The organism is Pseudarthrobacter sp. NPDC080039 (assembly GCF_040702335.1).
GTDB classification, from domain to species: domain Bacteria; phylum Actinomycetota; class Actinomycetes; order Actinomycetales; family Micrococcaceae; genus Arthrobacter; species Arthrobacter enclensis_A.
The window spans coordinates 1-11,658 of the sequence record NZ_JBFBKY010000003.1 but is presented as its reverse complement, the minus strand read 5'-3'; the positions used below and the strand labels follow the sequence as shown (position 1 = coordinate 11,658).

The following is an 11,658-nucleotide window of genomic DNA, read 5'->3' as shown; positions in this document are numbered from 1 at the left end:
TCACAGATCTAACTTGCCGTATGGCTGATGGGGGTTCCGGTTGCGTCCGGGCCCCCATTGGCTTGCACATGGCAGGAAGGCATTCATGAACCCGTTTTTCCCTTTACCGGAAGGCAGGTGATCCTGTGATCCGGTTCATCCTGCGCCGACTCCTCCAGGTGATCCCTGTATTCCTCGGCACAACCCTTTTGGTCTACTACATGGTGTTCGCCCTGCCGGGCGACCCCATCGCTGCACTCTTCGGTGACCGCCAGCCCCCGCAGGCAGTTATCGACACCCTCCGCAGCCAGTACCACCTGGACCAGCCCTTCTGGGTCCAGTACGGACTGTTCCTCAAGAACCTCTTCACCTTCAACCTCGGCAACGACTTCACCGGCCAGCCCATTGCCGCCAGCCTTGCACGGGTCTTCCCCGTGACAGCGATGCTCGCCATCGAGGCCCTTGCCATCCAGGCCATCTTCGGCGTTGCCTTCGGAGTCTTCGCCGGCCTGCGCAGGGGCGGATGGTTCGATTCCACGGTCCTGGTGGCCTCACTGGTGGTCATCGCAATTCCCACCTTCGTCCTGGGCTTCGTTTTCCAGCTCGTCTTCGGCGTGCAGCTGGGCTGGGCCAAACCCACCGTTGGCGCAAACGCCAACTGGGTCACGCTGCTGCTGCCGGCTGTAGTCCTCGGACTCGTCTCCTTCGCCTATGTTCTCCGCCTGACCCGCGCGTCAGTCAGTGAAAACATGAACGCCGACTACGTTCGGACCGCCACCGCAAAAGGCCTGTCCCGGCCCCGCGTCGTCATGGCCCACATCCTGCGCAACTCGCTGATCCCCGTTGTCACCTACCTGGGCGCCAACTTGGGCGGCCTGATGGGCGGCGCCATTGTCACCGAAGGCATCTTCAACGTTCCCGGCGTCGGCAACAAGCTCTACCAGGCAGTCCTCCGCAGTGAAGGCCCCACCATCGTTTCCATCGTCAGCGTCCTGGTACTGGTGTTCGTGGTGGCCAACCTTCTTGTCGATCTCCTGTACGCCTGGCTTGACCCGAGGATCCGCTATGACCAGTAACAACAGCCACTTCGTGGCCCCCATTGAAGAGACACCGCTGCAGGCAACGGACGCCGTCAAGACTGACCAGGCCCCGCTCAGCCTGTGGGCAGACGCGTGGCGCAAGCTCCGCCGTCGTCCGCTGTTCATCATCTCGGCACTGTTGATCCTGGCCCTGATCGTGATTGCGCTGTTCCCGGGCCTGTTCACGTCCACCCCGCCAAACGAAGGATGCGAGCTTTCCAACTCGGAAGGCGCGCCCACTGCCGGGCACCCGTTCGGATTTACCTTCCAGGGCTGCGACGTTTACTCCCGGGTCATCCACGGCACACAGGCCTCGCTTTCCGTGGGCCTGCTCTCCGTCCTCTGCGTCCTGGTTATCGGTGTGACCCTCGGCGCCCTCGCCGGGTACTACGGTGGCTGGATCGACGCCGTGCTCGCACGCCTGGGTGACATCTTCTTCGCACTGCCGCTCGTCCTTGGCGCGCTGGTGATCACCCAGCTGCCGCTGTTCCGGGAAAACAAAAGCGTCTGGACCGTGGTGTTCGTCATCTCGCTCCTGGCATGGCCGCAAATGGCCCGCATCACCCGCGGCGCAGTCATCGAAGTACGCAACGCGGACTTTGTCACGGCAGCCCGCGCGCTGGGTGTCTCCAAGTTCGGCGCACTGGTCCGCCACGTGCTGCCCAACGCCCTGGCACCCATCATCGTTCTGGCAACACTGGAACTTGGCGTGTTCATCGTGGCCGAAGCCACCCTGTCCTTCCTGGGCATCGGCCTGCCGCAGAGCATCATGTCCTGGGGCAACGACATCGCGGGCGCCCAGGCATCGATCAGGACCCGCCCGGAAATCATGCTCTACCCGGCCGCGGCACTGTCCATCACGGTGCTGAGCTTCATCATGCTGGGCGACGCAGTACGCGACGCCCTTGACCCGAAGAGCCGTCAGCGATGAGAGATAAAGAGATGACAACTCCAGACGTCCGCATCGATGAGGCCGACACCACCGGCGTCAGGCCGCTGCTCGAAATCCGAGACCTCGCCATCACCTTCAAGACCGGCGGCGGTGAGGTCCAGGCCGTAAGGAATGCGCACCTGACCATCATGCCGGGTGAGACGGTGGCCATCGTGGGGGAGTCGGGCTCCGGCAAATCCACCACGGCCCTGGCCGCAATCGGCCTCCTGCCCAACAACGGAAGGGTGTCCGGCGGCCAGATACTGCTCGACGGCGAGGACATCGCCCACGCCACCGAGCAGCGCATGATCGAACTGCGCGGAAACACGATTGGAATGGTTCCGCAGGACCCCATGTCCAACCTGAACCCCGTGTGGAAGATCGGCTACCAGGTACGGGAAACACTGCGTGCCAACGGCCGGCCCAGCGGTCCGGACGACATCGCCAAGGTGCTTTCCCAGGCGGGACTCCCGGACGCCAAGCGCCGGGCCAACCAGTACCCGCATGAGTTCTCCGGCGGCATGCGCCAGCGCGCCCTGATCGCCATCGGCCTCTCCTGCCAGCCGCGCCTGCTGATTGCGGACGAGCCGACGTCGGCCCTCGACGTCACGGTCCAGCGGCAGATCCTGGACCACCTGGAGACCATGACCAACGAGTTGGGCACCTCGGTCCTGCTGATCACCCATGACCTGGGCCTGGCAGCCGAGCGTGCAGACAAAGTGGTGGTCATGTACCAGGGCCGCGTGGTGGAGGCGGGACCGTCCCTGGAACTGCTCCGGAATCCGCAGCACCCGTACACCAAGCGGCTCGTGGAGTCCGCACCGTCCCTGGCCAGCCGCCGCATCCAGGTGGCCAAGGAGCAGGGCGTGGAGACCACGGACCTGCTGGCACCGGCTGCCGAGACGGCCAAGTCGGACGCCTTCCTGCAGATCCAGGACCTTCGCAAGGTGTACAAGCTCCGCCAGGGGCTGGGCAAGGCCACCGACTTCGCGGCGGTCGACGGCGTCAGTTTCGACGTGCGGCGGGGAACCACGACGGCGATCGTGGGGGAGTCGGGGTCCGGCAAGTCCACGGTGGCCAAGATGGTGCTCCAGCTGGAGAAGCCGACAGAAGGCAGGATCCTGTTCGACGGCGTCGACACCTCTGCCCTGAAGCCTGCCGAGTTGTTCAAGTTCCGCAGGCGCGTCCAGCCGATCTTCCAGGACCCGTACGGTTCCCTCGATCCGATGTACAACATCTTCCGCACGATCGAAGAACCTCTGCGCGTCCACAAGATCGGGGACCAGGCCAGCCGGGAGAAGAAGGTACGCACACTGCTGGACCAGGTGGCCCTGCCCCAGTCGGCCATGCAGCGGTACCCGAACGAGCTCTCCGGCGGACAGCGGCAGCGTGTGGCCATTGCCCGTGCGCTGGCGCTCGATCCCGAGGTCATCATCTGCGACGAGGCTGTTTCCGCGCTGGATGTCCTGGTTCAGGCGCAGGTGCTGAACCTGCTCGCCGACCTGCAGGCCAACCTCGGCCTGACGTACCTGTTCATCACCCACGACCTTGCCGTGGTGCGGCAGATCGCCGACCACGTGTGCGTGATGGAGAAGGGCCGCCTGGTGGAGACGGGATCCACGGATGAGGTCTTTGAGTCGCCCCAGCAGGAATACACCAACGCCTTGCTCAACGCGATCCCCGGCGCGAAGCTGATGCTTCCGCCGGAAGTCGCATAGCGGGAACTTCCTGTGCGCGGGTGGGGCCGGGACCTTCGGGTCCCGGCTCCAGCCGTTTAAGCCGGCTGGAAGTGCAAGCCGACCGTGGCCTCAGTCCTGGAACGCGCTGCTGCCGCCCGGCACCGCTGCGAGCGGCGCCTGTTCAGCGGCCGCAGGCTTCCGGTCCAGCCCGAGTTCCCGAAGCCTGCGTTCCAGGATGCCGCCGAGCGCTCTCCGGCCTTCAGTATTCATGTGGACGGCATCTGCAAGGTCCTTTGCCAGTCCGTATCTGGTGAGCCAGTCGCCCACGGAGACAAAGGCCAGTCCATTCGCAGACGCCACGGTACCCAACAGGGCGTCCACCTCGCTGCGCCGCGCGCCGCCGTCGGGCTCGCCACGCGCCAGGGTGCCGATCATCGCTATCCGCGTACCGGGATAGCGTGCACGCAGCTCGGCGATCAGGCGCCCGGCGTTGCCGGCTATCTGGGCGTTGCTTGCGCCGGAACCGGCATCGTTCCCGCCGCCCTCGATGACGACCAGTGCCGGGGTGCCGGACGGAAGCTGCCAGTCCCCGCGCTGCAGGGCATCAATGTAGTTGCCGGTGGCACCGTTGGCCGCCACATAGCCTGTACCGCCCCGTCCGCAGAAGTACACGTTGTAGCCTGCCGCAGCGAGGCCCAGGCGCGGCCACCCGTCCACAGGTTCCGCCTGGGAATCCCCGATGAGCAGCACCGTCCTGCTGATGTCCGGCACTACCGCCTCAAGCCGTCCGTTCCCGGGATTGCGCATGTGGGACGTCGCAGCCACAGCCGTCTGTGCCCCCAGGCCTGCTTGGCCCGCTGCCCCCACCCCGGCCCCTGCCTGCCCGGTAACGGCAAAGGGTGCCGCGTTTCCTGAAGGGGCGCCTGAATCTGCATAGCCGGCGAGCCCAAGGACGCCCGTGAACGCCAGTACACCGGACACCACAAGCATGGTGGCATGGGTGGCGCCCCGCGGGGTGCTGACCTTGGCAGGGGGCATCGTTGTCTCCGGCATGCTCAAAGGTGTGCGCCTGTCAGGGCCATCATGCCACGGCAGGGGAAGTAAGAGTGAACTTAGTCACACCTCGGACCGGTGATGAGCGAATGCGAAGGCTCCGGCAGTCTCCGGGGTCGCCGGAATTTAGGCCAATAAATGGCTCAGCGGCTAGAATAGAGGTAGGCGCCCTGTGCCAAGGGCCTTGTCCGTCGTGCGTTCCAGTTGGAAATGTCGCGATACAACAGCTGACTCCACTGAATCGAGCCATTACGCATGTCTGAAACCACCACCAACACCGCGGTAGCCACTGCATCGCGCAGTGACCTGCGCAACGTCGCGATTGTGGCCCACGTTGACCACGGCAAGACCACCCTGGTCGACGCCATGCTCAAGCAGACCAACTCCTTTGCCGAGCACAACCACGTCGAGGACCGGGTAATGGACTCCGGCGACCTGGAGCGCGAAAAGGGCATCACCATCCTGGCCAAGAACACCACCGTGGCCTACAATGGTCCGTCCTCAAACGGCGAGACCATCACCATCAACGTCATCGACACCCCCGGCCACGCCGACTTCGGTGGCGAGGTGGAACGCGGCCTCTCCATGGTGGACGGCGTTGTGCTTCTCGTCGACTCCTCCGAGGGCCCGCTGCCCCAGACCCGCTTCGTCCTGCGCAAGGCCCTTGCCGCGCACCTTCCCGTGATCCTGCTGGTCAACAAGACGGACCGCCCCGACGCCCGCATCGACGAAGTGGTGCACGAGTCAATGGACCTGCTCCTGGGCCTGGCCTCCGACCTTGCCGACGAGGTTCCGGACCTGGACCTGGACAAGGTGCTGGAAGTTCCCGTTGTCTACGCCGCCGCCAAGGTTGGCCGCGCATCCCTGGAGCAGCCGGCCAACGGCTCCGCTCCGGACAACGAGGACCTTGAGCCCCTGTTCAAGACCATCATTGAGCACATCCCGGCTCCCACGTACAACCCCGAGGGTGTCCTGCAGGCACACGTCACCAACCTGGACGCTTCCCCGTTCCTGGGCCGCCTCGCCCTGCTGCGCATCTACAACGGCACCCTCCGCAAGGGCCAGCAGGTTGCCTGGGCCCGCCACAACGGTGAGCTGAAGACCGTTAAGATCACCGAGCTCCTCGCCACCAAGGCACTGGAGCGCGTTCCGGCTGATTCCGCCGGCCCCGGCGAGATCGTCGCCGTCGCCGGTATCGAGGACATCACCATCGGTGAGACCCTGACCGATGTCGAGAACCCGCAGCCGCTGCCGCTGATCACCGTGGACGACCCCGCAATCTCGATGACCATCGGTATCAACACCTCCCCGCTGGCCGGCAAGGTCAAGGGCGCCAAGGTCACCGCCCGCCAGGTGAAGGACCGTCTGGACAAGGAACTGATCGGTAACGTCTCCATCAAGGTGCTTCCCACCGAGCGTCCCGACGCCTGGGAAGTCCAGGGGCGTGGCGAGCTGGCGCTTGCCATCCTCGTGGAGCAGATGCGCCGCGAAGGCTTCGAACTGACCGTGGGCAAGCCGCAGGTTGTTACCAAGACCATCGATGGCAAGATCCACGAGCCGATGGAGCACATGACCATCGACGTGCCCGAGGAATACCTGGGCGCCGTCACGCAGCTCATGGCCGCCCGCAAGGGCCGGATGACCAACATGGCCAACCACGGCACCGGCTGGTGCCGCATGGAGTTCATCGTCCCTGCCCGTGGCCTGATCGGCTTCCGCACCCGGTTCCTCACCGACACCCGCGGCGCAGGCATCGCAGCGTCCATCTCCGAAGGCTACGAGCCGTGGGCAGGACCCATCGAGTACCGCACCAACGGCTCCATGGTTGCCGACCGCGCCGGCGTGGTCACCCCCTTCGCCATGATCAACCTGCAGGAACGTGGCTCCTTCTTCGTGAAGCCCACCTCTGAGGTCTACGAAGGCATGATCGTGGGCGAGAACTCCCGCGCCGACGACATGGACGTCAACATCACCAAGGAAAAGAAGCTCACCAACATGCGTGCCGCTTCCTCCGACAGCTTCGAGAACCTGACCCCGCCGCGGGAGCTCACCCTCGAAGAGTCGCTGGAATTCGCCCGCGAGGACGAGTGCGTTGAGGTGACCCCGGAAGCAATCCGCATCCGCAAGGTCATCCTGGACACCAATGAGCGCGCCAAGGCCAGCCGCGCCCGCGCCAAGGCGTAACCAGGGTTCTAGCTGTAACCAAGAATGCCACCGGTCCTGTACCGGTGGCATTCTGTTTTAAGTTCCGCGCGGCGCAGCCACCTTTCGCCTCGTTGCGCAGGGGCGGCACGTGCGCACTGAGGAGCCGCTCCGGTGTCCGGCGCCGTTCTCCACATAGCCGTTTCGAACACCTGCGCATACCTCCCGCAACGGGAAGCATGCAGACATGCGAACTGTTTCTGAAGCACTGGTGGCCCTGGGTGGCGTTGCCGGCACCCGCACACTGTTATTGGCAGGTGTCTCGCGCCGAAGGCTGGAATCCGGACTGTCGGAGGGGTCCGTCCAAAGGGTTGCGCGGGGCGTCTATGCGTTGCCGGACGCTGATCCCGTGCTTATCCACGCGGCCCGCCATCACGCCGCGCCCGGTTGCGTCACGGCCGCTCTGGCCTCCGGACTGTGGGTGGTGAAGGCTCCGGAGAGGCCGCATCTGGCCGCCCGCCATGGCAGGCAGATCCCCGGCTGTGTGGTACATCGGAGCAACCTTCCAATGACTCCTGTGGACATCGTCTGTCAGTCCCTCCGCTGTCTGTCCCCTCTTGAAGGGCTGACTATCGCGGAGTCCGCCGTTAAAAAGGGCCAAGTCCAACTCGCGGCGTTGCGGGCACGGTTTCCGGCGGCCCGTGAGAAGGCGATGCTGAACCTGATTGGCAGAATTCGGCCCCAATCCGGTTCCATAATCGAAACCATCGCCCGGTATCTCCTGGAGGAAGCGGGGCTTACGGTCGAGCTGCAGGTTAACATTCCTGGAATGGGCCATCTGGATCTTTTTGTCGACGGTGTGCTGGGCATTGAGGCTGACGGCTATGCCCACCACAGCAGCCGGGAGGCCTATCGGGAAGACAGGCGGCGTTGGAACGTCACCGTCATGAGGGGTGTCCCAACTCTCCGGGTGACGTTCGAGATGCTTGTTCGTGAACCTGCGGAGTTCGTTGGCATGGTTCGTAGGGCGCTTGCCGTGTACGGGGCGGCGCGGTGAAGCTGTGGGTCATTGCGCCCGGGCAGTCGCGGCGCGCCGAGACGGGCCCTCAGCGCGCGGGGCGCCGCGGGGGAGCGGGCGGGACTTCCTTTGCCGCCACCACGCGTTCCAGTGGAATGACGACGTCGGCCTGCCGGGTGCGGACGGTACAGGAACCGGCGTCACAGGCCAGCAGGTGGCCCAGCGCGTCCGTGAAGCCCCCCTCGATGCGGTAGCGAACCACAACACGCGTGCCGGACTCGGCCGCGGCAAGGAAGCGGGCAGGGGCAGGTACTTGCTGACTCACCAGTTCATACTAGGGGCCCCGGCTAGGTTCGCGGGAACGGCCTGGGGGATAATAAGCTCAGATGTCAGACTCCGGCCGTGCTGCCGGACGCAAGAGCCGGCGGGATGCCGGAACCCCAACGTGGAGAGGCCAGGGACGTGACGTACGTAATCGCGCAGCCGTGTGTGGATGTCAAGGACAAGGCATGCATTGAAGAATGCCCGGTCGACTGCATCTATGAAGGCGAGCGTTCGCTGTACATCCATCCGGACGAGTGCGTGGACTGTGGCGCATGCGAGCCGGTGTGCCCGGTGGAGGCCATCTACTACGAGGATGACACCCCCGAGGAATGGGCCGACTACTACAAAGCCAACGTCGAGTTCTTCGATGACCTGGGTTCCCCGGGCGGCGCGGCCAAGATCGGCAACACGGGCAAGGACCACCCGATGATCGCCGCCCTGCCGCCGCAGAACCAAGACCACTGACGCGGTCGGACACAATGACCGCAGCCGTGAACTCGTTTGGCCTCAACCTGCCCGACTACCCGTGGGAGGCCATGGCACCATACGTGGCCAAGGCCTCGGAGCATCCCGGGGGAGCCGTCAATCTTTCCATCGGCACGCCCGTGGATCCCACCCCGCAGCTGGTCCAGGATGCCTTGAAGGCGGCTGCGAACGCGCCCGGCTATCCGACGGTCCATGGCACCCCTGCGCTTCGTGAGGCCATCGCCGGCTGGTTTGAGCGCCGTCGTGGAGTGTCCGGGCTGGACCCCCGCAACATCATGCCCACGGTGGGTTCAAAGGAGCTCGTCGCCTGGCTGCCGCTGCTGCTGGGCCTCAAGCCCGGAGACGTCGTCGTCCGCCCCAGGGTGGCCTACCCCACCTACGACATTGGCGCGACCTTCGCCGGGGTCACCTCCGTGGCCACTGACAACCTGGACGAGCTGGACGATGCCACCCGTTCACGCGTACGGCTTATTTGGGTGAACTCGCCGGGCAACCCCACCGGCAGCGTCCGGGACGTTGACTCCCTGAAGGCCCTGGTCGACCAGGCGCGCGAACTCGGTGCCGTCGTTGCCTCCGACGAATGCTATGCGGAACTCGGCTGGGGCAGCTGGGACGTCCAGCGCGGCGGCCAGCGCGTCCCCAGCATCCTCGATCCCCGGGTGGCCGGCGGATCCCACCACGGCCTGCTGTCCGTATACTCGCTGAGCAAACAGTCCAACCTGGCCGGCTACCGCGCAGCGTTCGTGGCAGGTGATCCGGACCTGATGCCCAACCTGGTCAACAGCCGCAAACATGCGGGCATGATTGTTCCGTACCCGATCCAGGAGGCCATGCGGGTGGCGCTGGGCGATGACACGCACGTTGAGGCGCAGAAGGACCTGTACCGGGGGCGGCGTGAACGGCTGGTACCCGCGCTGCTGGACTTCGGCCTGGAGATCAAGGAATCCGACGCCGGGCTGTACCTGTGGTCGACGGCAGGGGAAGGCACCTGGGACACCGTGGCGCGCCTGGCGGACCGCGGCATCGTGGTGGGACCGGGCGTCTTTTACGGCGAGGCGGGCAACGGCTATATCCGCGTGGCCTTGACCGGATCCGACGAGCGGATCGATGCAGCCGTGCAGCGGTTGGGCGCATCCGGCTCCTAGGGGTACGTAACATTCGTGTGACTCGCCCCACATCCGGCGCATTTTAGGCCGTCGGGGAAGGCTGCGGATTAGTGACACCCGCCAAGGAGCGGTACTTTTTAAGTGACGATCAATGGTGGCTTTCTACAAGAAGGCAGCCCGGGTGTTGGAACCTGTCTTCTCAGGCACAGTGCACGGCTCACCTGATATTGGATCAAGCTTTCGACAGAGGCCAAAGACGCCTCATGAAGGGGACTCCATGACTGAGACCAACAATGCTGCGACCCTGCTCCACGCAGGTGGCGAGCTGAAGCTCCCGCGCATCCAGGTTGTTGAAGGGAACGAAGGTTACGACGTCTCCAAGCTGCTGAAGCAGACCGGCGCCGTCACGTTCGACCCCGGCTTCATGAACACCGCAGCAACCACCTCCGCCATCACCTACATCGACGGCGATGCCGGCATCCTGCGTTACCGCGGATACCCCATCGAGCAGCTGGCGCAGCACTCGAGCTTCCTCGAGGTGTCCTACCTGCTGATCTACGGGAACCTGCCCACTCCCACGGAACTGGACGAGTTCGACCAGAAGATCCGGCGCCACACCCTGCTGCACGAGGAGCTCAAGGGCTTCTTTGGCGGCTTCCCGCGCGACGCGCACCCCATGCCGGTGCTGTCCTCCGCAGTGTCCGCGCTGTCCACGTTCTACCAGGACTCGCTGGACCCGTTCAACGCCGAGCAGGTGGAGGTTTCCACCATCCGCCTCATGGCAAAGCTGCCTGTCATCGCCGCCTACGCGCACAAGAAGTCCATCGGCCAGCCCATGCTGTACCCGGACAACTCCATGAACCTGGTGGAGAACTTCCTGCGCCTAAGCTTCGGCCTGCCCGCCGAGCAGTATGAGCTGGACCCTGTGATCGTCAAGGCACTGGACCTGCTCCTGATCCTGCACGCCGACCACGAGCAGAACTGCTCCACGTCCACGGTTCGCCTGGTGGGCTCCTCCAACGCCAACCTGTTCGCCTCCGTCTCCGCGGGAATCAACGCCCTCTTCGGTCCCGCCCACGGTGGCGCCAACGAGGCTGTCCTGAAGATGCTCCGCCAGATCCAGGCCGAGGGCCTCAAGCCCGAGGACTACATGGAGAAGGTCAAGAACAAGGAAGACGGCGTCCGCCTCATGGGCTTCGGGCACCGCGTCTACAAGAACTACGACCCGCGTGCCAAGATCGTCAAGGCAACGGCCCACGAGATCCTCAGCAAGCTCGGCGGCAACGACGAACTGCTTGACATCGCCATGCGCCTGGAAGAGAAAGCGCTCAGCGACGACTACTTCATCCAGCGCAAGCTCTACCCGAACGTGGACTTCTACACCGGCCTGATCTACAAGGCCATGGGCTTCCCCGAGAAGATGTTCACGGTGCTGTTCGCCATCGGCCGCCTGCCCGGCTGGATCGCCCAGTGGCGCGAAATGATCAGCGACCCGAACACCAAGATCGGCCGCCCGCGCCAGCTGTACATCGGCGAGCCGGAGCGCGACTACCCCGCTCGCTGATTCCCTGCCCGCCAGAGGCAGCAACGGCAATTACGACGACGGCCGCCCACCTTCCACAGGTGGGCGGCCGTCTTGCGTCTCTACATCATCGATTGCAATCGATGGGGAGCAAAGTCAGGAGGCGTAGCCCTGGGGATTGTTCTTCTGCCAGCGCCAGTGGTCCTCGCACATCTGGTCCACGGTCTTGGTAGTGGACCAGCTCAGGTCCGCGAGGGCGGACGTGGCGTCGGCCCAGAAGGCTGGAAGGTCGCCCGCGCGGCGGCCGGTGATCTCGTAGGGGATGGGCTTGCTTGCGGC

The 11,658-nt window shown here is 64.8% G+C and carries 10 protein-coding genes and 2 pseudogenes; 9 read left to right on the top strand and 3 right to left on the bottom strand.

The window, feature by feature from the left end; translation table 11 throughout:
* Nucleotides 1-125: 125 nt before the first annotated feature.
* Genes AB0313_RS03970 through AB0313_RS03960 form a run of 3 tightly spaced genes read left to right on the top strand, consistent with a single transcriptional unit; the run spans nucleotide 126 to nucleotide 3,707 of the window.
* Complete coding sequence (locus AB0313_RS03970) at nucleotides 126-1,055, top strand: ABC transporter permease (RefSeq protein WP_141942443.1); 930 nt, start codon at nucleotides 126-128, stop codon at nucleotides 1,053-1,055.
* Nucleotides 1,045-1,989: an ABC transporter permease gene (locus tag AB0313_RS03965; protein ID WP_141942441.1), complete on the top strand. Its 945-nt coding sequence runs from the start codon at nucleotides 1,045-1,047 to the stop codon at nucleotides 1,987-1,989. The genes AB0313_RS03970 and AB0313_RS03965 overlap by 11 nt, the downstream gene beginning before the upstream one ends.
* 11 nt (nucleotides 1,990-2,000) lie before the next feature.
* Nucleotides 2,001-3,707: an ABC transporter ATP-binding protein gene (locus tag AB0313_RS03960; RefSeq protein ID WP_141942439.1), complete on the top strand. Its 1,707-nt coding sequence runs from the start codon at nucleotides 2,001-2,003 to the stop codon at nucleotides 3,705-3,707.
* A gap of 90 nt (nucleotides 3,708-3,797) precedes the next feature.
* Here the strand turns inward: AB0313_RS03960 and AB0313_RS03955 are convergent, their stop codons facing one another.
* The gene (locus tag AB0313_RS03955; protein ID WP_366303777.1) at nucleotides 3,798-4,706 is read right to left on the bottom strand and encodes an SGNH/GDSL hydrolase family protein; all 909 of its coding nucleotides are present in this window, start codon (nucleotides 4,704-4,706) and stop codon (nucleotides 3,798-3,800) included.
* Between the two features lie 270 nt (nucleotides 4,707-4,976).
* Between AB0313_RS03955 and typA the strand changes: the two genes are divergently transcribed.
* From typA to AB0313_RS03940, 3 genes and pseudogenes are all read left to right on the top strand, one after another.
* On the top strand, nucleotides 4,977-6,905 hold the full coding sequence (gene typA / locus AB0313_RS03950) for a translational GTPase TypA (RefSeq protein ID WP_141942438.1): 1,929 nt from the start codon (nucleotides 4,977-4,979) through the stop codon (nucleotides 6,903-6,905).
* A gap of 205 nt (nucleotides 6,906-7,110) precedes the next feature.
* Nucleotides 7,111-7,248 (top strand): annotated as a pseudogene (locus tag AB0313_RS03945) (hypothetical protein); the annotation flags it as partial.
* Between the two features lie 183 nt (nucleotides 7,249-7,431).
* Nucleotides 7,432-7,920: a hypothetical protein gene (locus AB0313_RS03940; RefSeq protein WP_366304271.1), complete on the top strand. Its 489-nt coding sequence runs from the start codon at nucleotides 7,432-7,434 to the stop codon at nucleotides 7,918-7,920.
* Between the two features lie 49 nt (nucleotides 7,921-7,969).
* Here the strand turns inward: AB0313_RS03940 and AB0313_RS03935 are convergent, their stop codons facing one another.
* Nucleotides 7,970-8,206: a hypothetical protein gene (locus AB0313_RS03935; RefSeq protein WP_141942435.1), complete on the bottom strand. Its 237-nt coding sequence runs from the start codon at nucleotides 8,204-8,206 to the stop codon at nucleotides 7,970-7,972.
* Nucleotides 8,207-8,343: 137 nt separating this feature from the next.
* Here AB0313_RS03935 and fdxA point away from each other — a divergent pair, with 137 nt between their 5' ends.
* From fdxA to AB0313_RS03920, 3 genes are all read left to right on the top strand, one after another.
* Nucleotides 8,344-8,670: a ferredoxin gene (fdxA, locus tag AB0313_RS03930; RefSeq protein WP_013601705.1), complete on the top strand. Its 327-nt coding sequence runs from the start codon at nucleotides 8,344-8,346 to the stop codon at nucleotides 8,668-8,670.
* A gap of 14 nt (nucleotides 8,671-8,684) precedes the next feature.
* Nucleotides 8,685-9,836 (top strand): succinyldiaminopimelate transaminase, encoded by a 1,152-nt coding sequence (dapC, locus tag AB0313_RS03925; RefSeq protein ID WP_307306608.1) that lies wholly within the window; start codon nucleotides 8,685-8,687, stop codon nucleotides 9,834-9,836.
* A 238-nt stretch (nucleotides 9,837-10,074) separates the two neighbouring features.
* Nucleotides 10,075-11,361 (top strand): citrate synthase, encoded by a 1,287-nt coding sequence (locus tag AB0313_RS03920; RefSeq protein WP_056334606.1) that lies wholly within the window; start codon nucleotides 10,075-10,077, stop codon nucleotides 11,359-11,361.
* 114 nt (nucleotides 11,362-11,475) lie between these two features.
* On the opposite strand, the pseudogene AB0313_RS03915 reads toward AB0313_RS03920, so the two are convergent.
* Nucleotides 11,476-11,658, bottom strand: a pseudogene (locus tag AB0313_RS03915) (UDP-glucose 4-epimerase GalE); the annotation flags it as partial.